The sequence below is a fragment of the Pseudomonas taiwanensis DSM 21245 genome, from assembly GCF_000425785.1.
In the GTDB taxonomy this organism is placed as follows: Bacteria; Pseudomonadota; Gammaproteobacteria; order Pseudomonadales; family Pseudomonadaceae; genus Aquipseudomonas; species Aquipseudomonas taiwanensis.
The window spans coordinates 58,698-85,129 of the sequence record NZ_AUEC01000015.1 but is presented as its reverse complement, the minus strand read 5'-3'; the positions used below and the strand labels follow the sequence as shown (position 1 = coordinate 85,129).

Genomic DNA, 26,432 nt, shown 5'->3' with positions numbered 1-26,432 from the left:
CTTACACCTTAGCTCGGCTGGGTCAGGGCGTCGACGTTTCCTGGCGCCAGATCAGCTTGCTGGTGTCATAGCCTTGATTGCGGGCGATCGAAAGCATTTGTTCGCGCGTTTGCTCGGTGACCGTCGGTGTGCGTGACAGCAGCCACAGGTATTCCCGGTTCGGGTGACCCACCAAGGCAACGCGATAGTCCTGGTCGTGGTACAGCACCCAGTAATCGCCCTTGGTCAGTCCCGGCGCCAGGCGGCTGAACCAGTTGTCGAAAGTCACCCACAGCTTGTCGGTCTTGCCAGGCTGCTGCGCTTCGGCGATGCCTTTGGCTTCGTTCCACTGGCCGTCGTTTTCCTTGCAGCGGTTGGTCACGTCGATCCGGCCATCTTCGCGCAGACCGTAATGTGCCTCGGATTGTACGCAGTTGCGCTGGAAGAACATCGGCAACCGAGCCAGTTCGTACCAGGTGCCCTGGTAGCGTTGCAGGTCGACCTGCTGGGTAGTGGGAGGGGGGCGTTGATCGTCGCTGGAGCCTGCGCAGCCGGTCAGGGCCAGCGCCAGGGTCAGGCAGGAAAGCAGCAGGGGCGTGCGTGTTGCCATGGGTCATCTCCGTTTCGCGTAGAAAGGGCTCACCTGTCATTCGATGCGGGGGCGAGGCAAAAGTTGTACGCCGTTGAACAGCATACGCAGGTATCCACCGCACCCGTACGCACGTCGCGTACGGGATACCGGTGCAGGTCCCGCTACAGCCGACTTGTCGTCGATTGGGTCAGGATAGCCGCCTCACAACCAGTAGGTAACCGCCCACCAGCCCAGCCCGCCCATCACCACGGTGTAGGGCAGCGCCATCCACACCATCCGCCCATACGACAGTCGAATCAGTGGTGCGATCGCCGAGGTCAGCAGGAACAAAAAGGCCGCCTGCCCATTGGGTGTAGCCACGCTGGGCAGGTTGGTACCGGTGTTGATCGCCACCGCCAGGGTTTCGAAATGTTCGCGGCTCATGGCGCCGTCGAGGAAGGCTTGCTTGACCTCGGTGATGTAGATGGTGGCGACGAACACGTTGTCGCTGATCGCTGAGAGCAGGCCGTTGGCGAGGTACAGCATGCCCGGCTGCTGCTCGGCAGGCAGCGCCAGCACCCAGGCGATCAGCGGGCTGAACAGCTGTTGGTCATGGATGACCGCGACCACCGCGAAGAACACCACCAGCAGGGCCGTGAAGGGCATGGCGTCCTGGAAGGCTCGGCCCAGGCGATGCTCGTCGGTGATGCCGGTAAAGGCGGTGATAAGCACGATTACCAGCAGGCCGATCAGGCCGACTTCGGCGATGTGCAGGCCCAGACTGATGATCAGGATCAACGCGGCGAGGCCCTGTACCAGCAGGGCGAGGCGTTGCGCCGGGGTTCGGGCGGCATCATCTTCGGCGGCATAGGCGGCCAGCACATGGCGCACCGGTGCTGGCATCAACACGCCGTAACCGAATAGGCGCAGTTTTTCCAGCAGTACGCAGGTAACCAGTCCTGCACCCAGCACGGGGAGCGACACGGGTGCGACATTGAAGAAGAAGTCGGCGAAGTGCCAACCCATTTCATGGCCGATCAGCAGGTTCTGCGGCTCGCCTACCAAGGTACAAACGCCGCCCAGGGCCGTGCCGACCGCGCCGTGCATCAGCAGGCTGCGCAGGAAGGCGCGGAATTGGTCGAGGTCTTCGCGGTGCAACTGGGCGACCTCTTGGTCACTGTCCAGCGCGCTTTCCTCACGAGGGTTGGCGCCCGAAGCGACGCGGTGATACACCGCGTAAAAGCCCACGGCGGCGCTGATGATCACCGCCGTCACGGTCAGTGCGTCGAGGAAGGCCGAGAGGAATGCCGACAGCACACAGAACAGCAAGGCCAGCACGGCTTTGGAATGCACGCCCAGCAGAATCCGCGAGAACAGGTACAGCAGCAGCTCTTTCATGAAGTGGATGCCCGCCACCATGAACATCAGCAGCAGGATCACTGGGAAGTTGTGCTGTAACTCCTCGTACAATGCCTGGGGCGTTGTCATCCCCACCAGCAATGCTTCGATCAGCAGCAGGCCGCCGGGCATCAGCGGGTAGCACTTGAGCGCCATGCCCAGGGTGAAGATGAATTCGACGACCAGTAGCCAGCCAGCGGCCACCGGGCCAGCCGTGAACAGCAGCACTGGGTTCAGCACCAGGAACAGGCAGATGACGGCCTTGTACCAGCGCGGCGACTGGCCCAGAAAACTCTGGGCAAGCGCGCCCGTCAGGGAGCGGGACATGAATATGTTTCCTTATGATTCAGCGATGGCGCACGGTGCCGCATCAGCTGCCGTTAGGCAAGGCATGGAGTCCCGTTTTTGGCACAAGTGCGGCCACAGGGCTGGGTTAACATCCAGCGCTGTGAACCTTTCCCCTCAAGGAGTACCGCCCGTGACCGACTACAGCGCGTTCAAGGTCGAGCAGACCGACAACATCGCCCATGTGCAGATCAATCGTCCCGAGAAGATCAACGCGATGAATGCTGCCTTCTGGGAAGAAATCGTCGACATCTTCCAGTGGATCGACGACACCGATGCAGTACGGGCGGTGGTCATCAGTGGCGCGGGCAAACATTTCTCCTCCGGCATCGACCTGATGATGCTCGCCTCGCTGGCCGGGCAGATGGGCAAGGACGTGGGGCGCAATGCCCGTTTGCTGCGGCGCACCATCCTGCGCCTGCAAGCCTCGTTCAACGCCGTCGACAACTGCCGCAAGCCGGTGCTGGCAGCGATCCAAGGGTACTGCATCGGCGGCGCCATCGACCTGGTGTCGGCGTGCGACATGCGCTACTGCAGCCAGGATGCGCAGTTCTCGATCAAGGAAATCGACATGGGCATGGCGGCAGACGTCGGTACGTTGCAACGTTTGCCACGTATCATCGGCGACGGCATGATGCGTGAGCTGGCCTTCACCGGTCGCATGGTCGATGCCGACGAGGCGCTGCGCATCGGCCTGGTAAACCGGGTCTATGATGATCAGGCCGCGCTGCTGGACGGTGTCTTTGCCATCGCCCGCGAGATTGCCGCAAAATCGCCGATCGCCGTGGCCGGCACCAAGGAGATGCTCAGCTACATGCGCGACCATCGCATCGACGATGGCCTTGAATACATCGCTACCTGGAACGCCGCCATGCTGCAGTCCGAAGACCTGCGCGTGGCCGTGGCGGCGCACATGAGCAAACAGAAACCGACGTTCGCCGACTGACAGTCCGGGGGACGCGCTGCAAGGAACCTCCACATGTCAGCTCGCTGGATCACCGCAGTACTCGACCCGCAAATCACCGGGGGACTTGCCGTCGCCCGCAGCCCGGACGGGTTCCTGCTGGATGACAATGGCGCGCTGTTCCCCCGGGACTGGCTCAAGCGCCAGGACCTGGACGTGCTGTGCGAGCAGGGTATCGGCCACTTCGACGGCGAGCCCGTGTTCCTGCTCGAACTGCGCAGCGCCAGCGAGGTGCCGGGTTGCCATTGGCGCGGGCTACGTTCGTTCATGCTCGAAGGCGATTTCGAGACCTACAAGATTCTGGGCTATGCCGCGCAGATCGGCACCTGGGCGCGCGAGCACCGTTTTTGCGGCAGTTGCGGCCAGCCGATGACGCAAATTCGCTGGGAGCGGGCGATGTATTGCCAGCCCTGCGACCTGCGTAGCTACCCGCGTATCTCGCCGAGCATGATCGTGCTGGTGACCCGTGGCGACGAGATCCTGCTGGCCCGTTCGCCACGTTTCGTGAGCGGTGTCTACAGCACACTGGCCGGCTTCGCCGAGCCTGGTGAGTCGGCCGAGGATTGCCTGGTGCGTGAAGTGCGTGAGGAGGTCGCGGTTGAGGTGAAGGACATCCAGTACATCGGGAGCCAGTGCTGGCCGTTCCCGCATTCGATGATGCTGGGTTTCCATGCCGAGTACGCGGGGGGCGAGATCGTCATGCAGCCGGACGAGATCGAAGACGCCAAGTGGTTCAGCGTGCATGAACTGCCACCCCTGCCGGCCGGGCGCTCCATCGCCCGATACCTGATCGACCTGTATGTGGCGCGTCGTTTAGGCCTGCCCGAACCAGTGCTGCCACGCTAGGCGCACGGTCAAGGCCAGCACCACGGTGATGAACACCGGGCGGATGAACTTGCTGCCGCCGCTGATCGCCGTGCGTGCGCCGAAGAAGGCACCGACCATCACCGACAGGCCCATGCACAAGCCGACGATGTAGTCCACCTGCCCGGAAATGATGAACACCGTCAGCGCCGCGATGTTGCTGACGAAGTTCATGCTGCGCGCCACACCGCTGGCCCGTACCAAGTCGATGGGGTAGAGCAGCAAGGTGCTCACGGTCCAGAACGCGCCGGTGCCGGGGCCGGCCACACCGTCATAGAAGCCCAGGGTGAAGCCCTGGGGTAACTGCCACTTCTTCTTGATTGGCGCATCGGCGTCCAGGGGCGCCTTGGGCGTGCCACCGAACAACAGGTAGATACCGCAGGCGAAGACGATGACCGGGAGCATCTTGTTCAGCCATTCGGCGGGCATGTAGTGGGCGACCACCGCACCGATCAAGGCACCCACCAGTGTGCCGAGCAGTGCCCGACGCCATTGGGCAGGGTGGAACAGCTTGCGTCGGTAGTAGGTGAAACCGGCGGTAGCCGAACCGAAGGTCGAGCTGAGTTTGTTGGTGCCCAGTACCAAGTGCGGCGGCATGCCAGCGGTGAGCAAGGCCGGCGTGGTCAGCAGGCCACCGCCACCGGCGATGGCATCGATGAAACCGGCGACGAAGGCGACCAGGGCAAGTATCAGCAGGGTAAGCGGTTCTACGGTGAGTTCGAAGGGCATGGATTTTTGGCGGACAGTCAGGCAAGGGGCGGCCATCGGCCGCGCTGGAAGGCGACCATGTTAATCCCGTGCGCCCTGTGTTGCGACCGAAACGTAACGTGGCCTTACCACAATGCCTGCGAAGCCGCCGTCACCACCCGCGAGAAGACTTCGACGGCCTTGTCCACCTCGGCCTCGGTGGTGAACCGTCCTAGGCTGATGCGCACGCTCTTGCGCGCCAGCGCTTCGTCCAACCCCAGCGCCAACAGCACGTGCGACGCGGCGTTGCTTGCCGAGTTGCACGCCGAGGTGGTCGAAAGCGCAAGCTCGCTGGCCAAGGCTGCACTGTTGAACCCTTTGGCCTCGATACACAGATTCAAGGTGTGCGGGATGCGCTGTGTACGGCTGCCGTTGAGGCTCACCCCCGGCAACGCCAGCAAGCCTGCACGCAGGCGTTCGGCCAGCCGTTCGATACGCTGGTGTTCGCCGTCGCCCGGCTGACCGGCCAGCGCGAACGCGGTGCCCATCGCGACGATCTGGTGGGTGGCCAGGGTCCCGGAGCGCAAGCCCTGTTCATGACCTCCGCCGTGCATCTGTGCACGCATCCATGGAAATGCGCGTGGCCCCACATACAGCGCACCGATGCCTTTGGGGCCATAGACCTTGTGAGCGGAGAACGACATCAGGTCAACCGCCTGGCTGCCCAGGTCGATGGGCAGCTTGCCCACAGCCTGTGCTGCATCCACATGCAGCAAAGCCCCGTGCGCTCGCACATGCTCGCCGATGGCGGCGAAGTCGGTGATGGTTCCCAGTTCGTTGTTCACGGCCATCAACGACACCAGACGGGTGTCGTCGCGCAGCGCAGCCTGTACGGCCTGCGGCTGGATCAGCCCGTCTTCGTCCGGCGTCAGGTAAGTGACCGCCCAGCCTTGGCGAGCCAGTTCGGCGACAGTGTCCAGCACTGCCTTGTGCTCCAATCGGCTGGTGATCAAGTGGCCGGGTTGCCCGGCACCTAGGGCTATGCCCTTGAGTGCAAGGTTGTTGGACTCGGTAGCGCCGGAGGTCCAGACCAGCTCGCTCGCTTTGGCGCCCACGCGATCAGCGACCTGCTGGCGCGCCTTTTCAACGGCATCGCGAGCCGCCTGGCCATAGGCGTGGCCGCTGGAGGCGGGGTTACCGAAATTCGTATGGCGGCTCAGGCAGGAAACCAAGGTTTCGATGACCCGGTCGTCGACCGGCGTGGTGGCAGCGTAATCGAAGTAAAGCGGGGCACTGGGCATTGGGGCGGGTCCGTTTCTGTTGCCGTGGATATGGCGATCTTTGATGAAAGCGTACCCGCTGCTGCCCGAAATGTTTTGCTCAATGGTGGGTCCCGTCGGCCAACCTTGAAAAAATTTCTCTATTGCAAGGCCTTGAGGTAGAAAATTGTTCTCCCGTCGTTGTCATGCCGATTGCAGCGCTTTCTCCTCCTCGAGCACCACGCGCTCGCACAGCTCGATGATCTGTTCGCGCATCCAACGATTGGCCGGGTCCTGATCAGTGCTTTCGTGCCAATACAGGTGCGTTTCCAGCGGTGGCACGTCGACCGGCAGCGGTTGATAGCGCAACTGATGGCGACGGGCGAATCGCTCGGGAACGGTCATCACCATGTCGGTTTGCTGCAGCACCTGCGATGCCATCAAGTAGTGCTGTGAACGCAAGGCAACCTTGCGCTGCACGCCCATCTTGCCCAGCGCCAGGTCGACATAGCCCAGGCCGTTGCGGCGGCTGGAGATGTGGATGTGGGTCATGCCTAGGTAACTGTCGAGCGTCAACTTGGCTTCAGCCAGCGGATGGCCCTGGCGCAACGCGCAGACGTAGCGGTCTTGCATCAGTTTGACATGGCGTACCTGCGGGTCGGTGTTCAAGGGCGCATCGACGGCGAAATCCAGTCTACCGGCGGCCAGCTCCTTGGTGGTCTCGCGGCGCTTGCACAGAAAACTCTCGATCAGCACCGAGGGGGCCTGGCGGCGCAGACGCTGGAACAGCGGCGGCAGGATCACCGCTTCGGTGAGGTCGGTCATGCTGATGCGGAAGGTCTTGTTGGCTTGCTGCGGGTTGAAGATGCGGCTTTCCTGCACCGAGGTTCGCAGCAGCGCCAGGGCGTTGCGCACCGGGCCAATGATGTTCTGCGCCATGGGGGTAGGCACCATGCCCTGGGCGGTGCGGACGAACAGTGGATCGTTGAAGGTTTCGCGCAGCCGTGACAGGGCGTTGGACACCGCCGGCTGGGTGATGCCGACGATCTGCCCGGCGCGGGTCAGGTTGGCTTCGGTGTAGATCGCGTCGAAAACGATGAACAGGTTGAGGTCGACCTTGCTGAGGTTCATAGGCGCCGCTCTTTGTTGGAATTATGGGTCGATCATATATCGGTTATGAATGTTTATACACGTAGAAAATAGACTAGGTGGATGAAGGCCGGCTGTTCTAGGCTCTGGTCCATGTATTTCGAACCGTGAAGGTAGCCCAGATGGATTTCGCCTATTCACCCAAGGTCCAGGCCCTGCGCGAACGCGTCGCTGCGTTCATGGACACCCATGTCTATCCCGCCGAACCGGTGTTCGAGCGGCAGGTCGCCGAGGGTGACCGTTGGCAGCCGACTGCGATCATGGAAGAGCTCAAGGCCAAGGCCCGCGCCGAAGGCCTGTGGAACCTGTTCCTGCCCGAGTCGGAGTACGGCGCGGGGTTGAGCAACCTGGAATATGCGCCGCTGGCCGAGATCATGGGCCGCTCACTGCTCGGCCCGGAGCCGTTCAACTGCTCGGCGCCGGACACCGGCAACATGGAGGTGCTGGTCCGCTACGGCAGCGAGGCGCAGAAGCGCCAGTGGCTCGAGCCGCTGCTGCGCGGCGAGATCCGTTCGGCGTTCGCCATGACCGAACCGGACGTTGCCTCATCGGATGCCACCAACATGGCTGCCACCGCCGTGCGCGATGGGGATGAGTGGGTGATCAACGGTCGCAAGTGGTGGACCTCCGGCGCCTGCGACCCGCGTTGCAAGGTGATGATCTTCATGGGCCTGTCCAATCCCGATGGGCCGCGTCACCAGCAGCATTCGATGGTATTGGTGCCGACCGATGCACCTGGGGTGAACATCGTCCGACCATTGCCGGTGTTCGGTTATGACGATGCACCCCATGGTCATGCCGAGGTGCTGTTCGAGGATGTGCGGGTGCCCTACGAGAATGTCATCCTCGGCGAGGGCCGCGGCTTTGAAATTGCCCAGGGACGCCTGGGCCCCGGCCGCATTCACCATTGCATGCGGTCGATCGGCATGGCTGAACGGGCACTGGAGTTGATGTGCAGGCGCTCGGTCGAGCGAACAGCGTTCGGCCGGCCATTGGCACGACTGGGCGGCAACATCGACAAGATCGCCGACTCGCGGATGGAAATCGACATGGCGCGGCTGCTGACCCTGAAGGCGGCCTATATGATGGATACCGTCGGCAACAAAGTGGCGCGCAGCGAAATCGCCCAGATCAAGGTGGTGGCTCCGAACGTGGCCTTGAAGGTGATCGACCGGGCAATCCAGATACATGGTGGGGCAGGGGTGAGCGGTGATTTTCCGTTGGCCTACATGTACGCCATGCAGCGCACCCTGCGCTTGGCCGATGGGCCGGACGAAGTGCACCGGGCGGCGATTGGCAAGTATGAAATCGGTAAGTACGTGCCGCCGTCGATGTTGCGCTAGTCTGTGCTGATCACGCAGTTTCTGTGCGGGTTGCCCGCGAAGCATTCGACGCGGTGCATGGCCCTGGCTTTGCCAGTGTTCGCGGGTGAACTCGCTCCCACAGGTCCCTGCTACATCATTGCGGTATGTGCCGTCCTGCGAGGGGCGGCTTGCCGCCGCTGTCTCCGATTTGCCACGGCCAGGATGTAAATGAGTCACTCACCGTTCCACCCCCTCCAATTTCTTGCGGATGCGTTGCAGGCGCACATGCCTGAAGCCACGGATGACGGCGCCCATGACCTGGCGCACCTGCACCGAGTGTGGGCCAACGTACGCAGGATCCACGCGGTAGAGGGCGGGGACCTGGAGGTGTTGCTGGCCGCAACCGTGCTGCACGATTGTGTGGCCGTGGAAAAAGACTCACCCCAACGCAGTCAGGCCTCGCGGCTGTCCGCCAGCAAGGCGGCGCAGATACTCGCAGCTTTGAACTGGCCCACGCCACGCATCGAGGCGGTTCGCCACGCCATTGCCGCGCACAGCTTTAGCGCCCATCTGCCAGCCGATACCCTGGAAGCGAAGATCCTGCAGGACAGCGACCGCCTCGACGCCCTCGGCATGGTCGGTATTGCCCGCTGCTTCTACGTCGGTGGCCGCATGTGTACGGCGCTGTATGACCCGAACAATCCCAAGGCCAAAGGCCGCGACTACCAGGATCGTCAGTTCAGTCTTGAGCACTTTCCCAACAAATTGCTGACGCTGGCGTCGGGGTTTCAGACCGGCGAGGGCGCACGACTGGCGGCTCAGCGGCATCAGCGGTTGGTGTGGTTTGTCGACGGCTTCATGGATGAAATTGGCGTTTCTTGACGCCTGAAAGGTCGCGCTGGGAGAGCTGGTAGGGCAAGTCATTCATGAGGTGATGGATGATTGAGTTTGAAAAGTGGTCGCCGTCATTGAAGAGCGCGTTCTTGATCATTCCTTTCATCATGGCGTGTTGGTCATCGCTTCTAACTCTGCAAATGCAGCAGGCCTTGGGGGCCAGTGCATCCGCAAAGCGGCCCCCGGCTCTGGCTCACACCCTCATTTGCGGATCCTCTTCCTTGTTCACGTTCACGGCCTTGCCTTGCGTCTGATCCATGGGTGGCTGAGCAGCTTCCGGTGCACTCCTACGCGTCCTGAACAACGACAACACGACCCCGCCGAGCAACAACCCGAATGTCACGCCCAACGACAGCAACGCCGGTACCTTGCCCACCATGCCGTGGTAGAAGATCTTGCAGCCGATGAAGATCAGCACCAGCGCCAACGCATACTTGAGGTAGACGAAGCGGTGCATCAGTGCGGCCAGGGCGAAGTACAGCGAGCGCAGGCCAAGGATGGCGAAGATGTTGGAGGTATAGACGATGAAGGGGTCCTGGGTAATGGCGAAAATCGCCGGCACGCTATCCACCGCGAACACCAGGTCGGCCAGTTCGATCAGTACCAGGGCCAGGAACAGCGGCGTGGCATAATGCAGGGCCTTGGTGTGGCCTGGGGGCTTGAGGCGTACGAAAAAGTGCGAGCCATGGATCTGGTCCGTGACGCGCATGTGCCGGCGCACGAACTTGAGCACTGGGTTGTTGGCAAGATCCGGATGGCTTTCTTGCCTGGAGAACGCCATCTTGACCCCGGTGAACAGCAGGAACGCGCCGAACACATACAACACCCAGGCAAAGTTCTGCACCAGCGCTGCGCCCACGCCGATCATGATCGCGCGCAACACCACGACGCCAAGGATGCCCCAGAACAGGACGCGGTGCTGGTAACGGCGGGGGATGGCGAAGAAGCCGAAGATCATGGCCATGACGAACACGTTGTCCATCGACAATGACTGCTCGACCAGAAAACCGGTATAGAACTCTAACGCCGCCTGCGACCCCAGTTCGAACCAGACCCAGGCCCCGAACAGCACGCCGACGCTGAAATAGCCTGAGTACAACAACAGGCTTTCGCGCATTTCGATCTCGCGGTCCTGGCGGTGCAGAACCCCCAGGTCAAGCACCAGCAAACCGATGACGATGGCCATGAACACCAGCCACAACCAAGTGCTGGTGCCGAGGAACGGGGTGGTGAGGAATGTCTGCAGAGCTGTCATGAGCCCCTCCTTGAATGTCGACGTTGCATGGCAACAGTGATCCGACATGGCGGCTCGGCAGCCGTCAGAGGGGCCCGGTATCACATGGTTCTGAGCCTAGACCCAATTCCCCGCGAAGCCGAATGGTGAGCTGTTACATTTTTTTGCGTGCAGCGCGCCCTAAAGGGCCCTGATCGATGTGCTGATGGCGCGCGCGCATTCGAGAGCGGCCGGCGCCAGTCGGCGCTCGGCATCTTCCACCGACCAGCGACTGGTGGGCGCCACCACATGCACGGACGCAACAGGCCGGCCTTGGCTGTTTCGCACGGGGGCAGCCACGGCCATGTCACCGAGGAACAGTTCTTCGCTGTTGATCGCATATCCCTTGCGCCGGACCTCGGCAATCGCCTCAAGAATCTGCTCGGGGCTGGTGCGGGTGAGGTGGGTATGGCGGATGAGCTCGCTGCGCGCCAGCAGCGCCTTGACTTCATCCTCTTCCAGAGCGCTCAGGTAGGCGCGGCCGGAAGCCGTGCAGTACATCGGTATGCGACTACCGATCGGTAAGTGGATGGGGATGAACTTGGGGCCTACGAACCGCGCCACGTAGAGCATGTCGGTGCGCACGGGCTCGGTCAGGTTGGTGGTTTCGCCGGTAGTTTGCGCCAGTTCCGCGAGGAAGGGGTTGGCCACGTCCACCAAGGTGTCGGCGGCCAGGTAGTTATAGCCGATCTCCATCACTTCCGGAGTGAGCTGGAAACGTTTGCTCAGCGGATGCTTGCTCACATAGCCCAGGGCTTCGAGGGTGTAGATCATGCGCTGCGCCGAACTCTTGTTGATGCCGGCGGCCTCGGCCACCTCTGCCAGGTTCATGGTACGGCGGCGGGCATTGAACGCTCGGAGCACGGCCAAACCCTTCTCCAATGACTGATTGAACAGGCTGCTTTCGCTATCGTTCATACGTTGAATCATCCATTTCCGCTTCTTTAATATCGATATGCGATATTTGTAAATCTCTTTACGATTTTTGTAAATTGTTTATAGTAAAAAACATGCCTCCTGCCGATACCTGAGGCCAACCCTACGCATAAACACAATAAGTCGCGTGAAATGGGAGTGTTCAGCATGTATCCACGTCTTCGAGCAGTCACCTGCGCTCTGGCCCTGGTCGCCAGTTGTGCCACCGCCTTGGTCGCCCAGGCCGAGACCTACAAAGTGGGCGCCACTGCCACCGGCGTTCCGTTCACTTTCCTTGATGTGAAGAGCAACAGTATCCAGGGCATGATGGTCGACTCGGCTGAGGCCGTGGCCAAGGCGGCGGGCTTTGAAGTGGAAATTGCCCAGACCAATTTCGCGGCGCTGATCCCTTCGCTGACAGCTCGTAAGATCGACCTGATTTCAGCGGCCATGCTGCGCACGCCAGAGCGGGAGAAAGTCGTGCAGTATTCGGAACCGGTGTTCGAGTACGGTAAGGGGCTGATGGTGCGTGCCGACGATGACAAGGCCTACACCAGTATGGATGACTTCAAGGGCGAAGTGGTGGGAGCCCAGGTGGGGACCGTTTTCATCGACGAACTGAATCGCCGTGGCATCTTCAAGGAAGTGCGTGGCTACGACTCGCTCGCCGACCTCACCCGTGACCTGGCGCTGGGTCGGATCAAGGCCGGCTTCGGTGATCACCCGATCCTGGCGTATCAGATGGCGCAGGGCACATTGAAGAAAGTGCGCCTGGTCGAGAGTTACCAGCCGCACCTCAAGGGCCAGGTGTGCCTGATCATGCGCCAGGGCGACCCGCAGATGCTGGCACAGGTCAACAAGGGTATCGCCAGCATCAAGGCCGACGGCACGCTGGCCGGCATCATCGCCAAGTGGAAGCTCGACTGACGGTCGTCATCCTCCGGTGCCCAGAAAGGGCGCCGTCTCTTAGGTACATCCATCCCGGACACGCTTATGTTCTTCCAGAATGCTCTGGACTTCCTGCCCATTCTGCTCAATGGCGCGGTGGTCACCGTGCAGGTCACGATTGCCTCGTTCCTGCTCAGTTCCCTGATTGGTTTGGGCTTTGCCCTGATGATGGTGTCGAAGGTGCGCGCCGTCGCCCTGTGCGGCATCACCCTGGTCAACGTCATCCGTGGCCTGCCGATTATCGTGCAGTTGTTCTACATCTACTTCGTGCTGCCTGAATTCGGCATTCAACTCAGCGCCTTGCATGCGGGCATCATCGGCTTGGGTATCGCCTACTCGGCGTACCAGGCGGAGAATTTCCGCGCCGGCATACAGGCCATTCAACAGGGCCAGATCGAGGCGGCCGAGTCCCTTGGCATGCGTGGGCCGATGATCATGCGCCGGGTCGTGCTGCCACAGGCGTTGCGTATTGCCTTGCCGCCCTACGGCAACACCTTGGTGATGATGCTCAAGGACTCGTCCCTGGTGTCGACCATCACCGTTGCCGAGATGACCCGTGCCGGCCAGCTGATTGCTTCGTCGACCTTCGAGAACATGACCGTCTACACCCTGGTGGCATTGCTCTACTTGTCCCTGAGCCTGCCCCTGTCGTATGCCCTGCGCCGTCTCGAAACGCGTATCGCCACGAGGAAGCACGCATGATCAGCATTCAGTCTCTGCATAAAAGCTACGGCAGTACACCTGTGCTCGAAGGCATCGACCTGAACGTCGACAGCGGTCAGGTGGTGTGCCTGATCGGCCCATCGGGTTCGGGAAAGTCCACCTTGCTGCGCTGCATCAACGGGCTGGAGACCTACGAAGGTGGCGACATCCTGGTCGAAGACGAACGGGTGGACCGCAATGCCAAAAGCATCCACTCCATCCGCAGTCAGGTGGCCATGGTGTTCCAACGCTTCAACCTGTTTCCGCACCGCACTGCGTTGCAGAACGTCATGGAAGGTCCGGTGTATGTGAAAAGGGAAAACCCGCAAGCCGCCCGCGAACATGCTCGGGCACTGCTGGAGAAGGTAGGCCTGGCCCACCGTATGGACGCCTACCCCGACGAGCTTTCCGGGGGGCAGCAGCAACGCGTTGCCATCGCCCGTGCGCTGGCCATGCGGCCCAAGGCGATTCTGTTCGATGAGCCGACTTCGGCGCTGGACCCGGAGTTGGTAGGTGAAGTGCTGGCGGTGATGCGAAAACTGGCAGATGAAGGCATGACCATGGTGGTGGTGACCCACGAGATGGGCTTTGCCCGTGAGGTCGCTGACAAGGTCTGCTTCCTCTACGGCGGCAGGATCATCGAAGAGGGCCCGGCCCGCGAGGTGCTCGGGGCGCCTCAGCAACAGCGTACCCAGGACTTCCTGCGACGTTTGCTGACCAGTGAAGGGGGCCAGGCATGAGTGCTGCGCAACTGGCATTGCCTGCCTCATTATGGGCGGCCACTGCCACGCCGGGGGTGCATACACCGCCACTGGATAACGACAAGCAGGTGGATGTCGCCGTGGTCGGTGCCGGTTATACAGGGTTGGTGACGGCCCTGCACCTGGCCCGCCAGGGTGTGCGGGTTTGTGTGCTGGATGCCGGCGAGCCTGGCTGGGGCGCCTCCGGGCGCAATGGCGGGCAGGTCATTCCGGGCCTCAAGCATGACCCGGAAGACTTGCTGCGCCTCTTCGGCCCGGTGCAGGGGCAGCGCTTGGTCGACGTGGCGGGTGGCGCTGCCGATGAAGTCTTCGCGCTCATCCAGCGTTACGGCATTCAGTGCGACGCGACCCGCAAGGGCTGGATCCAGCCGGCTGCGACGCCGGCCGCCATGCGTGCGATCGAGCGGCGCGCCGAGCAATGGCGCAAGCGCGGTGTGCCTGTCGAGCTGCTCGACCAGGGCCGTGTGAGCCAGCGTATAGGCAGTTATGACTACCTCGGTGCCTGGGTCGACCCGCGTGCCGGTAGTGTCCAGCCGCTGAGCTACGTGCGCGGCCTGGCGCGGGCGGCGTTGAGCGAAGGCGTGCAGATCCATGGCCATAACCGGGTGACCGGCTTGCGTCGTGACAGCAGTGGGTGGACGCTCACCACCGATACCCGCCGCGTGGTCACAGCCGAACGGGTTGTGCTGGCCACCAATGGCTACACGGACGATCTGTGGCCGAAGTTGCGGCAGACGCTGCTGCCGGCGAACAGTTTCATCGTCGCCACCCGGCCATTGCCTGAGCAGTTGCGTCGCACGATTTTGCCGGGGGGCGAAGTCTGCTCCGATGCCCGGCGCCTGCTGGTGTATTTCAAGCAGGACGCACAAGGACGCCTGTTGCTGGGCGGGCGAGGGCCATTTGCAGAACCGCGTGCGGCCACTGACTGGAATCATCTGCGCCGCTCAGTGGTGGGGCTGTTCCCGCACTTGAAGGATGTCGAGTTCGAGTACCAGTGGGCTGGGCGGGTGGCGCTGACCCAGGATTTCCTGCCGCACCTGCATGAGCCGGCCCCTGGCCTGAGCATCCTGCTGGGCTACAACGGTCGAGGCATTGCCATGTCGACGACCCTTGGCCGCCATCTGGCCGAGCGCTTGCTTGGGCAGGCCGAGCATTTTCCGTTTCCGGTGACGCCGATTCGGCCGATACCGCTCCATGGTCTGCAGCGCTTGTACCTGGGCGTTGGCATTGCCTGGTACCGGCTGCTGGACGCCATCCTTTGAGTCCAGGCGCGCATGCAATCCGGCCTGTGGTGACCAAGACGGCGGCCGATAGCCCGTTCGGCCACTGCGTTGTTGGGCAGGGCGCCAACGGCTAAACCTGGGGTTTCAGTAGACCCACACTTCCACCCGCCGGTTGCGCAAACGGCCCTGTTCCAGGTCGTTGCCGGCCACAGGCAGTTCGTCGCCCATACCGGTTATCTCCAGGACTTCGACGCCGCCCCTCGCCAGCTCGCGTCTTACCGCCAGGGCTCGCAGACGTGACAGCAGGGCGGCGCGCCCGGGCGTTTCCTTGGGGTCGCCAAAGCCCACCAGCACTGCCTTGGTGTGCAGCTTTGCGTTCTGGCGCAGGTAGTCGGCCACCCGCTGCACGTCGCGCAGTGCCTTGGTGTCGAGGCTGGCACTGCCTTCCTGGAAGCGGAAGTTGACGCTCAGTCGCTGCGCCTTCAGGGCCAGGGTGCGATAGCGCGGTGGCATGTTGGTGTGTGGCGGCACTGACTGGGCCGTGACCTGTTGAGAAACGAAACCCTGTGCGGCGACGATCGCCTGGCCGGCCGGGCTCTGGGCAAAGTCGGCCAATGCCCGGGCCATGGGTGTGGCATTGGCGGGCAGGTAGAAATACAACCTGCGCGACAACGGGTAATCTTCATTGGCCACCAGCGCGCGCTCAGGGCGCATCGCGGGCGCATCACCCTCGGCGATTGCCAGCACCTTGGCGCCGTGCGCCGCTGCCAGGCTACTGAAGCCGATGGCCTGGCGATCGCCAGCGACCCGTTCGGCCAGTTCGTCGCTGGACTCGAAGCGCTGGGTCTGCGGCATCAAGCTGGCCTGGTGCCGGTCCAGTACCATTGCCTTGAAGGTCTCGAACGTGCCGGAGCGCTCGTCCCGGGCATACCTGTGAATCTCGCCGCCGACCACGCCCAGCTGCTCCCAGCGCTGAATGTGCCCGGAGAAGACTTCGGCCAATTGTTGGGTGGTCAGTTGCGGCAAGGGGTTGTCGGGATGGACGATCACCGCCACACCGTCCAGGCCGATGACTTGCTCGGCACGCGCCGCGCGCAGGTCGCCCAAGGCATGCAGCTGGTTGGCTTCGGCGTCGTTGATGGGGCGGGAGGCCGCGGCCAGGTCAGCCTCGCCGCGGCCCAGGGCGGTGAAGCCGGTGCTCGAACCGTGCGCGGCGATGTCGATCTGCAGGGCGCGGCCTTGGGTATCCTGTGCCTGGATCACACTCTCGTTAGGTACCGCTCCGGGCAATCGCTGGATGGCCGTGGCGTGTTGCGACTGCAACAAGCTTTCGACAAGTGCCGGCAACAAGGCCGCGCCGATGGTGTTGGAACCCTGAATACGCAGGTGCGCCGGTTCGGCCAGGGCCATCAGCGGTAGCAACGGGATGAGCAGGATGAGCAGGCGATGCATGCCGGGGACCTTTGGCACAGGAGTGCCCGGCAGATTACGACAGGGGCGTGACTGAAATGTGACAGCGGGTGGCGAGAGGGAGGGCTTTGCCCGCTTATCGCCGGCAAGCCAGCTCCTACGAAGCGTCGGCTTGCCGGCGATGGCGCTGCATCAATGAGCGCCGGCGGATTTGCTCAGGTCACTTTCGGCCCACTCGGTGTACACGCAGGCATCCGCCACGGCCCAGCGAACCTTCACGGTATCGCCCGGCTGCATGGGCATACCCGCGGCAGACAGCGCCTTGACGGTCAGTTCGGTACCACCGGCGGTCACCACATGACAGGTCTGGCTTTCGCCGAGGAACAGTACTTCCGCGACCTTGGCGCTGACCTCGTTCCAACCTGCTGGCAACGAGTCACGAGCGGCTTGTTCAGCCGTCAGTGCCAGGGCTTTTTCCGGGCGCACCATGATCAGCGCGTCTTGCCCGGCCGTCAGGCCTGGCGTCAGGCGAATGGCTACCGGCTGGCCTTCGAAGCTGCCTGCCCCATTGCTGCTGGCCTTGATGCGCAGGAAGTTGGAATTGCCCAGGAACGAGGCCACGAACGCGTTTGGCGGGTTCTGGTAAAGGTCGTAGCCGGTACCCAGGCCAACGATCTTGCCGTGGCTGAAAATGGCGATGCGCTGCGAAAGGCGCATGGCTTCTTCCTGATCGTGGGTCACGTAGACGATGGTGATGCCCAGGCGCCGGTGCAGCTGGCGCAGCTCGTCCTGCAGGTCTTCACGCAGCTTCTTGTCCAGCGCACCAAGCGGTTCGTCCATCAGCAGGATGCGGGGCTCGTACACCAGCGCCCGGGCAATCGCTACGCGCTGCTGCTGGCCGCCGGACATCTGCGAGGGTTTGCGGTGGGCGAATTTCTCCAGCTGTACCAGCTTGAGCATGGCGTCGACGCGCTTGTTGGTCTCAGCGGCGCCGAGCTTGCGGATGGCCAGCGGGAAGGCGATGTTGTCGCGCACGTTCAGGTGCGGGAACAGCGAATAGCGCTGAAACACCATGCCGATGTCGCGCTTGTGCGGTGGCACGTTCACCAGCGACTGGCCTTCGACCAGAATCTCGCCGCTGCTGGGCGTTTCGAAGCCGGCCAGCATCGACAGGGTGGTGGACTTGCCCGAGCCGCTGGAGCCCAGGAAGGTGAGAAACTCGCCGTCCTGGATGTCCAGGTCGAGGTTGTCCACGGCGGTGAAGTCGCCGTAGTGCTTGTTCAGACCGCGCAGGCTGACCAGGGTCTTGTTGTGCGCGGTGTCTTTGATCACTGCACTCATGGTTGTTCTCTCCGGGCACTCAGGCGTTGACTTCGGTGCGCCGGCGCAGTGCGGCGGCAATAATCATGACAAGAAGCGACAGGCCGATCAGCAGCGTCGATGCGACGGCAATGACCGGGCTCAGGTCCTGACGCAGGGTGGTCCACATCTTTACCGGCAGTGTCTGCAGGTCGGGGCTCGCCATCATCACGCTGAGCACCACTTCATCCCAGGACACCAGGAAGGCGAACAGGCCGCCGGCGATCATTCCCGGGCGGATGGCGGGGAAGGTGACCTTGAAAATGGCCTGCAGGCGCGAGGCGCCGCAGATCACCGCGGCATCCTCGATCGACTGGTCGAACAACTTCAACGAGTTGATGATCGAGATGATGGTGAAAGGCAGGGCGACGATCACATGGCTGACCACGAAGGCGAACAGCGTGCCGGTGTAGCCGAGCTTGAGGAACAGCGCATACACCGCCACGGCGATGATCACCAGCGGCACGATCATCGGCATTGTGAACAGGCCGTAGAGCAACTCACGGCCAGGGAAGCGCCCGCGTACAAGGGCGAAGGCGGTGGGCAGGCCCAGCAGCACGGCGGCAAGGGTGGTCAGCACGGCGACCTTGAGGCTGGCCAGGGCGGCGTCCATCCATTCGGGATTGGAGAAGAACTGGCCATACCATTTGAAGGTCCAGCCTGGTGGTGGGAACACCAGCCACTGGGATGAGCCGAACGACAATAGGACGATGAATACCACCGGCAGCAGCAGGAAGGCCGCGATGACCCCGGTGGTCAAGTACAGGCCAGTACGCAGCGGGCGGCCCATGGCGTTGGGAGACAGGAGCATGACGGCTTACCTCGCGTTGCCAACCGGAGATTCCGGCTGCAGCTTCAGGTACAGATAGAAGAGCACCAGGGTGATCACCACCAGCAGTGCGGCGGCGGCGCTGGCCAGGCCCCAGTTCAGGAACGATTGCACCTGCTGGATGATGAATTCAGGCAGCATCATGTTCTGCGCACCGCCCAGCAGTGCCGGGGTGACGTAGTAACCGAGCGACATCACGAACACCATCAACGCACCGGAGAACAACCCCGAGCGGCACAGCGGCAGGAACACCTTCCAGAAGTTGGTCCAGGGACTGGCACCACAGATCGAGCCGGCCTGCAGCACCATCGGGTCGATGGCGTGCATGGTCGCCTGCAGCGGCAGGACGATGAACGGAATCATGATGTAGCTCATCCCGATCACCACGCCGGTGAGGTTGTGCACCATCTCCAGCGGCGTATCGATGATGCCCATGGCCATCAACGCCTTGTTGATCACCCCCGAGCTTTGCAGCAGCACCAGCCATGAGTAGGTGCGCGCCAGCAGGCTGGTCCACATCGACAGCAGCACGATGTTCAGCAGCCAGCGCCCCCACCCCTTCGGCACCAAGGTGATTGCCCAGGCCAGCGGAAAGCCCAGCAGCACGCTGATCAGGGTCACCAGGCCGGCGACGGAGAAGGTGTTGAAGAGCACGCGCGCGTAAGCCGAGTTTGCGAACAGCTGCTCGTAGTTGCCCAGCCCCGGCACCGGCTCCAGCACTCCGCGCAGCAACAGACCGGCCAGCGGCGCGAAGAAGAACAGGCCAAGGAACAGCAGGGCAGGCAGCAGGTTGCGGCTGCCTTTCCAGCGTTGGCTCAGGCTTGGGCGGCACGCGGCCGCTCCCGGAGCGCCGGTGCCGCTGGGGGCACCGTGCGCGTTATGCAGGGCGTTGATGGCAACTTTCATTTGACCAGCCACTCATTCCAGCGCGCCGCGATGGCCGGTCCGTTCTTGGCCCAGTAGGCGAAATCCAGGGTGACCTGGTCCTGGGCATAGGCGGTCGGCAGGTTTGGCGCAAGGTCTTTGTCGAGTTTGCCGACGCTGTCGATGTTCACCGGGGCGTAGGCGGTCTTGTTGGCGAAATCGGCCTGGCCCTCGGCGCTGCTGGCATTGGCCAGGAACTTCATGGCCGCATCCTTGTTCTTGGCGCCCTTGGGGATGACCAGGAAATCGGCCATGACCAGGTTCTGCTTCCAGCTCACACCCACCGGCGCACCGTCTTGCTGCAGGGCATAGACCCGGCCATTCCAGAACTGACCCAGGGACGCTTCTCCGGAGGCCAGCAGCTGTTGCGACTGGGCGCCACCGCCCCACCAGACGATGTCCTTCTTGATGGTGTCGAGTTTCTTGAAGGCGCGGTCCAGGTCCAGCGGGTAGAGCTTGTCGGGCGCTACGCCGTCGGCCAGCAGGGCAAGCTCCAGCACGCCAGGGCTGGGCCATTTGTACAGGGCGCGTTTGCCAGGGTACGTCTTGGTGTCGAACAGAGCGCTCCAGTCGACCGGTTTGTTGGCACCGAGCTTGCCTTCGTTGTAGCCGAGCACGAAGGAGAAGAAGAACGAGCCGACACCGTGGTCGGAGACGAAACGAGGATCGATCTTGTCGCGCTGGATCTGTTTGAAGTCCAGGGGTTCGAGCAGGCCTTCGCTGGCAGCCCGCAGTGCAAAATCGGCTTCGACGTCGACCACGTCCCATTGCACGTTGCCGCTCTCGACCATGGCCTTGAGCTTGCCGTAATCGGTCGGGCCGTCCTGAACGACTTTGATGTTGGTCGACTTGGTGAAGGGGACTGCCCATGCTTCTTTCTGGGCGTCCTGGGTGGTGCCGCCCCAACTGACGAAGTTGAGGCTGTCGGCGGCCTGCACGGCCTGACATGCCAGGGTCAGCAGGCTGGCGGACAGCACTGCGGTTACACGTTTGCTCAACAGCATGGTTACGCCCTCGTTGCTTTTGTTATTCGAGGCGGGGCTTGTGGTGCGCCCGCCAACAGTGTTCGGGGAGCAGCTTCAACAAAGTGTCTTCTGGCCGTTTGTCATTGTAGGTGCCGGCCTGCTGAATCAAGGTCTACGGGATATCATATTATGGTATTCCAAAAATTTGGCAAGAGGGATGAGGCTACCGGCCATCACTCCGAGGTTCTGGTTGCGACGCGGGCCCTCTGCAGGAGCGGCCCGGCTCAATTGGAAAAGGGGAGGTTGTTCAGCCCGCGATCCCCGGTTCGAACGGAATGCTTTGCACCACTTCCAGCTCATACCCTGCCAGCCCTGCGTATTTCAGTGGCGGCCCCAGGTGACGCAGCTTGCCCACGCCCAGGTCCTGGAGGATTTGCGCTCCGGTACCCACCTCCGAGTACACCTTCGATTGTCCGCGCTGGTAAGGCCGTATCGGCTGGGTCAGTTGCGGCACGCGTTCGAGCAAGGCCTGGGAGGATTCGTGGTTGGCCAGGATCACCACCACGCCTGCACCTTCCTCGGCGACCTTCTCGAGCGCCGCCCACAACGTCCAGTTGGCCGGGCCGGCATACTCGGCACCGACCAGGTCACGCAGCGGGTCGATCACATGCACACGCACCAGGGTCGGCTGCTCGCGGCGGATGTCACCCATCACCATCGCCATGTGCACACCGCCTTCGATGCGGTCTTCATAGGTCACCAGACGGAAGGTGCCGTGGACGGTGGGTAGCTCCCGTTCGCCGATGCGCTTGATGGTCTGCTCGGTGCTCAGGCGATAGTGGATCAAATCGGCGATGGTGCCGATCTTGATGCCGTGCCGGGCGGCAAACACTTCCAGGTCGGGCCGCCGGGCCATGGTGCCGTCGTCGTTGAGCACCTCGACGATTACCGATGCCGGGGCAAAGCCGGCCAGGCGCGCCAGGTCGCAGCCGGCTTCGGTATGCCCGGCACGAGTCAGGACGCCGCCTTCGCGGGCGCGCAGGGGAAAGATGTGGCCGGGCTGCACCAGGTCTTCCGGGCGGGCGTCAGGAGCCATGGCTGCCGCCACCGTGCGGGCCCGGTCGGCGGCGGAGATGCCAGTGGTGACGCCGGTGGCCGCTTCGATCGACACGGTGAAGGCGGTGCTGAACACACTGCCGTTGGCCGGTACCATCTGTTCCAGGCCCAGGCGTTGGCAGTGATCGTCGGTGAGGGTCAGGCAGATCAGGCCGCGCGCTTCGCGGGCCATGAAGTTGATAGCCTGGGCGTCACAGCGTTCGGCGGCAATCAGCAGGTCGCCTTCGTTTTCCCGGTCTTCATCGTCCACCAGCAGTACCATCTTGCCCTGCCGGTAATCTTCGAGAAGTTCTTCGATGCTGTTGAATGCCATGCTGCACGCTCGCTGTGATGGGGTGATTTTTATGGTATACCATCATACACAATATCGACGTAGCAGGAGATCAGCGGATGAAGGCTTACTGGATCGCCCATGTGGATGTCAGCGACCCCGAGCAATACCAGCAGTACACCCAGCGTGCGCCGGCGGCCTTCAAGGCATTCGGTGGACGCTTCCTGGCTCGTGGCGGGCGTAGCGAGGCAATGGAGGGGAGGCCTACGCCTCAGCGTAGCGTGGTGATCGAGTTCGATTCGTATGAACAGGCAGTGGCCTGTTATCGGTCGGCGTTGTACCAGCAGGCTTGCAGCCATCGCCAAGGGGTGGCGAAGGCCGAGGTGATCATCGTCGAAGGTTTCGAGCCCTGAGCCATTCGCGACTGGCCTATGGCGGGCTTGCCCGCCGTAGGCCAGTAATGCCTGAGGTAGCCTTCAAGGCATCCCAGGCAACTCATGTGGACGCAGGTCGAATACCAACACTTCGGCATCATTGCCATTGGCCAGCTCCAGCCTTTGCTCTTGGCGAACCCGCACACCGTCCCCCTCATTCAGCGCCTGCCCATTGAGCGCGATGCTGCCCCGGGCGACATGCACATAGGCATGGCGGTTTTCCCGCAGGTTAAGGGTCGCCCGTTCCTCGCCATCGAACAGCCCGGCATACACCCGCGCGTTCTGGCGGACCTGCAATGAGCCTTCGGCGCCATCGGGCGAGATGATCAAGCGCAACCTGCCGCGTTTTTCCTCTGCACTGAAGTGCCGCTGCTGGTAACGCGGTGTCGCGCCCCTGACGTTGGGCACGATCCAGATCTGCAGGAAGTGTACCGGCACCGTCAGGCTGTGGTTGAACTCGCTGTGGGCCACACCGTGCCCCGCGCTCATCAGTTGCACATCGCCGGGGCGAATCACCGAACCGGTGCCGAGGGTGTCCTTGTGCTCCAGTGCACCTTCAAGCACATAGGAGAAAATTTCCATGTCTCGGTGCGGGTGCTCGCCGAAGCCTTTGCCGGCGATGACACGGTCGTCGTTGATCACCAGCAGGTCGGAAAAACCTTGTTCTTCGGGGTTACGGTAATGGCCGAAGGAAAAGGTATGGAACGACTTCAGCCAGCCATGGAAGCCAATGCCACGGTCTTGGGCGTTGCGCAGGGTGAGCATGGTGGTTCTCCTTGAAAAGCCGGGGCCGGAAGGGCCGCAGGGCAATTGATGGGAGAATCGTACTGTCACTTTAAGTGTTTATAAATTAGGTTCAATGAGTATTACTGTCTTGTCCAGGATGACAGCGGTAGACGTGCTCTGACGGCTATTTCTTTTGCGGCAGTAGTACTGTTCCTAATTTTCGCTGACGCGCTTCGGAGGGGGATTTCGGCTGCTAGCTTCCGGATTTTCCACTCGGGAATCGCACTCCATACGTAATGAAATCGACGGTAAAGGCCAGGCAGTAGACGGGGACAGGACCACCACCGGGGCCATCTGCATGGCCAGTGGCAGTGGCTATACCTTCAATGGTCAGAAGGTGCTTCGCCGAGGTGATGTCACTAAGGCTTGTCCGATGTGTGGCCAGGAAGGAGTGATTGCAGAGGGTAGCGAGTTGTTCCTCTCATTCGGGCAGCCCGTGGCGGAGGATGGATCATTGATGAAATGTGGCTGCCCGACTGGCAGCAATCGTGTAGTGGCGCCCCTTACGGGGCCGATGCCGTCAGGCCGGAGCTTGGCCACGGCAAGAGCAGTCGCTGCGCCGACAACACGGTCCCTCGGCGCTGCTGATTCTGGATTGGAGTCGGGCTTTCATATCGTTCAGCGCAGCATGTCGTTCGAGGAGGTATTGGCGAGCCTGGCTATGCAAAAGCCTTTGCCCCTCTCATCGCTGCAGCGCTTGAATCCCACCTTCGCTGACGGCTTCAAGGCCGGCGAGATCTTTGTGCTGGGCAGCCCGAGCAGCGAGTTTACCTGCAGCCCTGGGGAAACCGAATTGATCATGGTGGCGGAAGAAGCGAGAGCGTCACTGGCGATTCTTTGACCCGAGGAAGCCAATTTCATGATGCGGCACCTAAGCGAGATTGCAGGTGTACTCAATGGCGCGAGCCAGTCGATGGGCGTTGGCATGGATATGCTTGAGCGGGGGCTGGGGCAGGTAACAAATACTCTGAAAGGGATCGAAGCATTGCACCAGCGTCAATTTACCCTGCATGGCCATCTGAACAGCCCAGAGTTCTTTGCCTCGCGCAAGGAGCTCTACAAGCAACTGGATAGCCAATTGCGCATGGCCTTTTTGAACAAGCCGCTAGGTTTGGGAAGTTATGACAGTCTGCGCCGTGATCTTGGTATCTCGTCCAAGAGTGTTGTACATCATTGGAAGAAGGCAGGCGTGTCAGGACAGATACCGGGCTACGCGACGCACCTGGACGAGGTGGCGAAGGTGTCGAAGTATCTCAAATACGGAGGGTGGGTTGGAATCGGACTGGGTGCCGGGTCTTCTTATTTGAAGGTCTATGAAGCGTGCCGATCAGGTGAGACCAAAGCCTGTAAGAAAATTCGATTTACAGAAGCGGGAAGTTTTGCAGGAGGGTTAGCTGGAGGAGTCGCTGGGGGCAGCTTGCGTCTCTTGCAGCGAAAGCGGTGTGCCGTTTTGGCGTCTATGGTAAGGCTGTTTGTGGTATTGCGATGATTGGTGGTGGATCCTATGGTGGTAGCACGTTAGGTGAACGGGTGGGCGACGTTTTAGGAGAAATGGCATACGAGGCGCTCTATGATTGATCTATCGAACGTGCCCGTTGGCTTGAAAATAGCGTTTGTGCTTGCACCTTTCATCATCAGTTTGACTGGGGTCGGTATTGGCTACCATAGAGCGGGTTCCCGGCATTTCGAGGTGCTATGCAAGGCATTTAAAAATAGCCAGGGCTTTGTGGAGGACTTTACGTATTGGAGTACTATTTCGCTTAGAACAAGGTCGATGATAGTGTCGGGTGTCACGTTGGCGTCAGTTTGGCTTGGTTTAGGAATTCGCCAAGGGTGGTTGGATGCTGATGACTGCCGAAACTGCCCGCTCTATCTCAGGCGCAGGCTGCAGATATCATTCTGGTGTCTTCTAATCGGTTGTATATGGCTTTTTGTAGTTTGGCTGCTGATTGAACTGGATAGATTGTAGATCCGAAAAAGACCCGCCAAGGCGGGTCTTTTGATCGTTGACTCACTGCAAATGTATTTTAAGTTCGGTGGCCGCCTGCCTCATCGCCGCCTTAACCGCCGGCACCTCATTCAACGGGTTGAGCAGCCCATAGTCGTGAATCATCCCGTTGTACCGCACCGAAGTCACCGTCACGCCAGCGGCATCCAGCTTGCGGGCATACGCTTCACCTTCGTCACGCAGCACGTCGAACTCGGCCGTCTGCACCAGCGCCGGCGGCAGGCCTTTCAACTGCTCACTGCTGGCCCGCAGTGGCGAAGCGTAGATCTGCGCGCGAGCATTGGCGTCGGTGGTGTAGTTGTCCCAGAACCACTTCATCATGCCGGTGGTGAGGAAGTGCCCTTCGGCGAACTGCTTGTAAGAACCCGTCTCGAAGCTGGCGTCAGTCACCGGCCACAGCAGCAACTGGAAGCGCAACGCCGGCGTGCCAGCCTCTTTGGCCTTGAGTGCCACGACGGCCGCCATGTTGCCGCCGACGCTGTTGCCTGCCACGGCCAGGCGCTTGCCGTCCACGCCGATGTCCTTGCCATGCTCGGCCACCCAACGGGTCGCGGCATATGCCTGGTCGATCGCAGTGGGGTAGTGCGCTTCGGGCGATGGGGTGTAGTCCACATAGATCGCCACCGCACCGGAGCCGACCACCAGGTCGCGAATCAATCGCTGATGGGTCGGGAAGTCGCCGAGTACCCAGCCGCCACCGTGGAAGAACATGAACACTGGCAACTCGCCTTTAGCGTTGCTTGGGCGCACCACCTGCAGCTTGATCGACTGGCCGTTGGCCTGGATGGTGCGTTCCTTGACCTCGATGCCGGACAGGTCGACCTTCACCGACGCCTGGGCACCGGTCAGCACGGCACGGGCTTCGTTCGGGGTGAGTTGCTCGAGCGGCTTGCCGCCGCCGCGTTCCAGGGCTTCGAGGAAGGCTTGAGTATGCTGTTCGACACCCGGGCTGCCCGCTGCAAATGCGCTGGAGACGGACAGGGCCAGAAGGCTGGCGGTGAGGGTTTTGTGGACAATGTTCATGTGCGAATCCTTTTCTATGAAGTGTTGGAGTGGGCGTCTTGCCTGGCCTGGGGGCCATCGCTGCGACCTGT

Annotated in this window: 26 protein-coding genes and 1 pseudogene; 12 read left to right on the top strand and 15 right to left on the bottom strand. The window is 61.8% G+C overall.

Annotated elements, in window-relative coordinates; translation table 11 throughout:
• Nucleotides 1-22 precede the first annotated feature (22 nt).
• Both H620_RS0106925 and nhaB read right to left on the bottom strand, forming a co-directional pair.
• The gene (locus H620_RS0106925) at nucleotides 23-589 is read right to left on the bottom strand and encodes a lipocalin family protein (protein ID WP_023380028.1); all 567 of its coding nucleotides are present in this window, start codon (nucleotides 587-589) and stop codon (nucleotides 23-25) included.
• Between the two features lie 183 nt (nucleotides 590-772).
• Nucleotides 773-2,275, bottom strand: a complete 1,503-nt coding sequence (nhaB, locus tag H620_RS0106920) for a sodium/proton antiporter NhaB (protein ID WP_023380029.1) — start codon at nucleotides 2,273-2,275, stop codon at nucleotides 773-775.
• A 151-nt stretch (nucleotides 2,276-2,426) separates the two neighbouring features.
• Between nhaB and H620_RS0106915 the strand changes: the two genes are divergently transcribed.
• Both H620_RS0106915 and nudC read left to right on the top strand, forming a co-directional pair.
• Nucleotides 2,427-3,239, top strand: a complete 813-nt coding sequence (locus H620_RS0106915; protein WP_023380030.1) for a crotonase/enoyl-CoA hydratase family protein — start codon at nucleotides 2,427-2,429, stop codon at nucleotides 3,237-3,239.
• Between the two features lie 33 nt (nucleotides 3,240-3,272).
• Nucleotides 3,273-4,103, top strand: coding sequence for an NAD(+) diphosphatase (nudC, locus tag H620_RS0106910; RefSeq protein WP_023380031.1), 831 nt, complete (start codon nucleotides 3,273-3,275; stop codon nucleotides 4,101-4,103).
• Here the strand turns inward: nudC and H620_RS0106905 are convergent.
• The 3 genes from H620_RS0106905 to H620_RS0106895 all read right to left on the bottom strand — a co-directional run bounded on the left by H620_RS0106905 (nucleotide 4,071) and on the right by H620_RS0106895 (nucleotide 7,198).
• Nucleotides 4,071-4,850, bottom strand: a complete 780-nt coding sequence (locus H620_RS0106905; RefSeq protein ID WP_027907024.1) for a TSUP family transporter — start codon at nucleotides 4,848-4,850, stop codon at nucleotides 4,071-4,073. The two genes, nudC and H620_RS0106905, sit on opposite strands and share 33 nt — an antisense overlap.
• 104 nt (nucleotides 4,851-4,954) lie before the next feature.
• Nucleotides 4,955-6,109 (bottom strand): cysteine desulfurase family protein, encoded by a 1,155-nt coding sequence (locus H620_RS0106900; protein WP_023380034.1) that lies wholly within the window; start codon nucleotides 6,107-6,109, stop codon nucleotides 4,955-4,957.
• A gap of 162 nt (nucleotides 6,110-6,271) precedes the next feature.
• Nucleotides 6,272-7,198, bottom strand: a complete 927-nt coding sequence (locus tag H620_RS0106895) for a LysR family transcriptional regulator (protein WP_023380035.1) — start codon at nucleotides 7,196-7,198, stop codon at nucleotides 6,272-6,274.
• Between the two features lie 140 nt (nucleotides 7,199-7,338).
• Here H620_RS0106895 and H620_RS0106890 point away from each other — a divergent pair, with 140 nt between their 5' ends.
• A complete protein-coding gene (locus H620_RS0106890) occupies nucleotides 7,339-8,559 on the top strand; it encodes an acyl-CoA dehydrogenase (protein WP_023380037.1) in 1,221 nt (406 codons plus the stop codon).
• 189 nt (nucleotides 8,560-8,748) lie between these two features.
• Complete coding sequence (locus H620_RS0106885; protein WP_027907023.1) at nucleotides 8,749-9,402, top strand: HD domain-containing protein; 654 nt, start codon at nucleotides 8,749-8,751, stop codon at nucleotides 9,400-9,402.
• A gap of 205 nt (nucleotides 9,403-9,607) precedes the next feature.
• Here H620_RS0106885 and H620_RS0106880 read toward each other — a convergent pair whose 3' ends face one another.
• The gene (locus H620_RS0106880) at nucleotides 9,608-10,669 is read right to left on the bottom strand and encodes a TerC family protein (protein WP_023380039.1); all 1,062 of its coding nucleotides are present in this window, start codon (nucleotides 10,667-10,669) and stop codon (nucleotides 9,608-9,610) included.
• Nucleotides 10,670-10,828: 159 nt separating this feature from the next.
• Entirely contained in the window at nucleotides 10,829-11,605 is a 777-nt protein-coding gene (locus H620_RS0106875; protein ID WP_027907022.1) for an IclR family transcriptional regulator, read from the bottom strand.
• Between the two features lie 165 nt (nucleotides 11,606-11,770).
• Between H620_RS0106875 and H620_RS0106870 the strand changes: the two genes are divergently transcribed.
• The 4 genes from H620_RS0106870 (at nucleotide 11,771) to H620_RS0106855 (ending at nucleotide 15,275) form a co-directional block, all read left to right on the top strand.
• Nucleotides 11,771-12,529 (top strand): ABC transporter substrate-binding protein, encoded by a 759-nt coding sequence (locus H620_RS0106870; RefSeq protein ID WP_027907021.1) that lies wholly within the window; start codon nucleotides 11,771-11,773, stop codon nucleotides 12,527-12,529.
• A gap of 66 nt (nucleotides 12,530-12,595) precedes the next feature.
• On the top strand, nucleotides 12,596-13,252 hold the full coding sequence (locus H620_RS0106865; RefSeq protein ID WP_023380042.1) for an amino acid ABC transporter permease: 657 nt from the start codon (nucleotides 12,596-12,598) through the stop codon (nucleotides 13,250-13,252).
• Nucleotides 13,249-13,992 (top strand): amino acid ABC transporter ATP-binding protein, encoded by a 744-nt coding sequence (locus H620_RS0106860; RefSeq protein WP_023380043.1) that lies wholly within the window; start codon nucleotides 13,249-13,251, stop codon nucleotides 13,990-13,992. The genes H620_RS0106865 and H620_RS0106860 overlap by 4 nt, the downstream gene beginning before the upstream one ends.
• A complete protein-coding gene (locus tag H620_RS0106855) occupies nucleotides 13,989-15,275 on the top strand; it encodes an NAD(P)/FAD-dependent oxidoreductase (RefSeq protein ID WP_023380044.1) in 1,287 nt (428 codons plus the stop codon). The genes H620_RS0106860 and H620_RS0106855 overlap by 4 nt, the downstream gene beginning before the upstream one ends.
• 105 nt (nucleotides 15,276-15,380) lie before the next feature.
• Here the strand turns inward: H620_RS0106855 and H620_RS0106850 are convergent, their stop codons facing one another.
• The 6 genes from H620_RS0106850 to ribBA all read right to left on the bottom strand — a co-directional run bounded on the left by H620_RS0106850 (nucleotide 15,381) and on the right by ribBA (nucleotide 22,152).
• A complete protein-coding gene (locus tag H620_RS0106850; protein WP_027907020.1) occupies nucleotides 15,381-16,688 on the bottom strand; it encodes a substrate-binding domain-containing protein in 1,308 nt (435 codons plus the stop codon).
• A gap of 150 nt (nucleotides 16,689-16,838) precedes the next feature.
• Complete coding sequence (locus H620_RS0106845; protein ID WP_027907019.1) at nucleotides 16,839-17,987, bottom strand: ABC transporter ATP-binding protein; 1,149 nt, start codon at nucleotides 17,985-17,987, stop codon at nucleotides 16,839-16,841.
• 19 nt (nucleotides 17,988-18,006) lie between these two features.
• Nucleotides 18,007-18,816: an ABC transporter permease gene (locus tag H620_RS0106840; protein WP_023380047.1), complete on the bottom strand. Its 810-nt coding sequence runs from the start codon at nucleotides 18,814-18,816 to the stop codon at nucleotides 18,007-18,009.
• Between the two features lie 6 nt (nucleotides 18,817-18,822).
• Entirely contained in the window at nucleotides 18,823-19,740 is a 918-nt protein-coding gene (locus H620_RS0106835; RefSeq protein WP_023380048.1) for an ABC transporter permease, read from the bottom strand.
• Nucleotides 19,737-20,762, bottom strand: a complete 1,026-nt coding sequence (locus H620_RS0106830) for an ABC transporter substrate-binding protein (protein WP_023380049.1) — start codon at nucleotides 20,760-20,762, stop codon at nucleotides 19,737-19,739. The genes H620_RS0106835 and H620_RS0106830 overlap by 4 nt, the downstream gene beginning before the upstream one ends.
• Before the next feature lie 268 nt (nucleotides 20,763-21,030).
• Nucleotides 21,031-22,152 (bottom strand): bifunctional 3,4-dihydroxy-2-butanone-4-phosphate synthase/GTP cyclohydrolase II, encoded by a 1,122-nt coding sequence (gene ribBA / locus H620_RS0106825; protein WP_023380050.1) that lies wholly within the window; start codon nucleotides 22,150-22,152, stop codon nucleotides 21,031-21,033.
• Between the two features lie 77 nt (nucleotides 22,153-22,229).
• Between ribBA and H620_RS0106820 the strand changes: the two genes are divergently transcribed.
• Nucleotides 22,230-22,523 carry a DUF1330 domain-containing protein gene (locus H620_RS0106820; RefSeq protein WP_023380051.1) on the top strand — a complete coding sequence of 98 codons (294 nt, stop codon included), beginning with the start codon at nucleotides 22,230-22,232 and terminating at the stop codon, nucleotides 22,521-22,523.
• Between the two features lie 63 nt (nucleotides 22,524-22,586).
• Here H620_RS0106820 and H620_RS0106815 read toward each other — a convergent pair whose 3' ends face one another.
• Nucleotides 22,587-23,309 (bottom strand): pirin family protein, encoded by a 723-nt coding sequence (locus H620_RS0106815; RefSeq protein ID WP_023380052.1) that lies wholly within the window; start codon nucleotides 23,307-23,309, stop codon nucleotides 22,587-22,589.
• A 319-nt stretch (nucleotides 23,310-23,628) separates the two neighbouring features.
• On the opposite strand from H620_RS0106815, the pseudogene H620_RS27375 reads away from it, so the two are divergent.
• The 3 genes and pseudogenes from H620_RS27375 to H620_RS27365 all read left to right on the top strand — a co-directional run.
• A pseudogene (locus H620_RS27375) lies at nucleotides 23,629-23,745 on the top strand (PAAR domain-containing protein); the annotation flags it as partial.
• A 213-nt stretch (nucleotides 23,746-23,958) separates the two neighbouring features.
• Nucleotides 23,959-24,171 (top strand): hypothetical protein, encoded by a 213-nt coding sequence (locus tag H620_RS27370; protein ID WP_244880951.1) that lies wholly within the window; start codon nucleotides 23,959-23,961, stop codon nucleotides 24,169-24,171.
• An 18-nt stretch (nucleotides 24,172-24,189) separates the two neighbouring features.
• Entirely contained in the window at nucleotides 24,190-24,819 is a 630-nt protein-coding gene (locus tag H620_RS27365) for a hypothetical protein (protein ID WP_244880950.1), read from the top strand.
• Between the two features lie 522 nt (nucleotides 24,820-25,341).
• On the opposite strand, the gene H620_RS0106805 is transcribed toward H620_RS27365, so the two are convergent.
• Nucleotides 25,342-26,361 carry an alpha/beta hydrolase gene (locus H620_RS0106805; RefSeq protein ID WP_027907018.1) on the bottom strand — a complete coding sequence of 340 codons (1,020 nt, stop codon included), beginning with the start codon at nucleotides 26,359-26,361 and terminating at the stop codon, nucleotides 25,342-25,344.
• Nucleotides 26,362-26,432 lie beyond the last annotated feature (71 nt).

What these genes read in the sequence shown, in the direction of transcription:
- nudC (WP_023380031.1), top strand. Translation starts at nt 3,273, where the DNA reads ATGTCAGCTCGCTGGATCACCGCAGTACTCGACCCGCAAATCACCGGG.
- H620_RS0106855 (WP_023380044.1), top strand. Translation starts at nt 13,989, where the DNA reads ATGAGTGCTGCGCAACTGGCATTGCCTGCCTCATTATGGGCGGCCACT.
- H620_RS0106880 (WP_023380039.1), bottom strand. Translation starts at nt 10,669, where the DNA reads ATGACAGCTCTGCAGACATTCCTCACCACCCCGTTCCTCGGCACCAGC.
- H620_RS0106875 (WP_027907022.1), bottom strand. Translation starts at nt 11,605, where the DNA reads ATGAACGATAGCGAAAGCAGCCTGTTCAATCAGTCATTGGAGAAGGGT.
- H620_RS0106890 (WP_023380037.1), top strand. Translation starts at nt 7,339, where the DNA reads ATGGATTTCGCCTATTCACCCAAGGTCCAGGCCCTGCGCGAACGCGTC.
- H620_RS0106905 (WP_027907024.1), bottom strand. Translation starts at nt 4,850, where the DNA reads ATGCCCTTCGAACTCACCGTAGAACCGCTTACCCTGCTGATACTTGCC.
- H620_RS0106815 (WP_023380052.1), bottom strand. Translation starts at nt 23,309, where the DNA reads ATGCTCACCCTGCGCAACGCCCAAGACCGTGGCATTGGCTTCCATGGC.
- H620_RS0106835 (WP_023380048.1), bottom strand. Translation starts at nt 19,740, where the DNA reads ATGAAAGTTGCCATCAACGCCCTGCATAACGCGCACGGTGCCCCCAGC.
- H620_RS0106885 (WP_027907023.1), top strand. Translation starts at nt 8,749, where the DNA reads ATGAGTCACTCACCGTTCCACCCCCTCCAATTTCTTGCGGATGCGTTG.
- H620_RS27365 (WP_244880950.1), top strand. Translation starts at nt 24,190, where the DNA reads ATGATGCGGCACCTAAGCGAGATTGCAGGTGTACTCAATGGCGCGAGC.
- H620_RS0106840 (WP_023380047.1), bottom strand. Translation starts at nt 18,816, where the DNA reads ATGCTCCTGTCTCCCAACGCCATGGGCCGCCCGCTGCGTACTGGCCTG.
- H620_RS0106845 (WP_027907019.1), bottom strand. Translation starts at nt 17,987, where the DNA reads ATGAGTGCAGTGATCAAAGACACCGCGCACAACAAGACCCTGGTCAGC.
- H620_RS0106870 (WP_027907021.1), top strand. Translation starts at nt 11,771, where the DNA reads ATGTATCCACGTCTTCGAGCAGTCACCTGCGCTCTGGCCCTGGTCGCC.
- H620_RS0106805 (WP_027907018.1), bottom strand. Translation starts at nt 26,361, where the DNA reads ATGAACATTGTCCACAAAACCCTCACCGCCAGCCTTCTGGCCCTGTCC.
- H620_RS0106850 (WP_027907020.1), bottom strand. Translation starts at nt 16,688, where the DNA reads ATGCATCGCCTGCTCATCCTGCTCATCCCGTTGCTACCGCTGATGGCC.
- H620_RS0106820 (WP_023380051.1), top strand. Translation starts at nt 22,230, where the DNA reads ATGAAGGCTTACTGGATCGCCCATGTGGATGTCAGCGACCCCGAGCAA.
- H620_RS0106830 (WP_023380049.1), bottom strand. Translation starts at nt 20,762, where the DNA reads ATGCTGTTGAGCAAACGTGTAACCGCAGTGCTGTCCGCCAGCCTGCTG.
- H620_RS0106860 (WP_023380043.1), top strand. Translation starts at nt 13,249, where the DNA reads ATGATCAGCATTCAGTCTCTGCATAAAAGCTACGGCAGTACACCTGTG.
- H620_RS0106925 (WP_023380028.1), bottom strand. Translation starts at nt 589, where the DNA reads ATGGCAACACGCACGCCCCTGCTGCTTTCCTGCCTGACCCTGGCGCTG.
- H620_RS27370 (WP_244880951.1), top strand. Translation starts at nt 23,959, where the DNA reads ATGTCGTTCGAGGAGGTATTGGCGAGCCTGGCTATGCAAAAGCCTTTG.
- nhaB (WP_023380029.1), bottom strand. Translation starts at nt 2,275, where the DNA reads ATGTCCCGCTCCCTGACGGGCGCGCTTGCCCAGAGTTTTCTGGGCCAG.
- ribBA (WP_023380050.1), bottom strand. Translation starts at nt 22,152, where the DNA reads ATGGCATTCAACAGCATCGAAGAACTTCTCGAAGATTACCGGCAGGGC.
- H620_RS0106865 (WP_023380042.1), top strand. Translation starts at nt 12,596, where the DNA reads ATGTTCTTCCAGAATGCTCTGGACTTCCTGCCCATTCTGCTCAATGGC.
- H620_RS0106900 (WP_023380034.1), bottom strand. Translation starts at nt 6,109, where the DNA reads ATGCCCAGTGCCCCGCTTTACTTCGATTACGCTGCCACCACGCCGGTC.
- H620_RS0106895 (WP_023380035.1), bottom strand. Translation starts at nt 7,198, where the DNA reads ATGAACCTCAGCAAGGTCGACCTCAACCTGTTCATCGTTTTCGACGCG.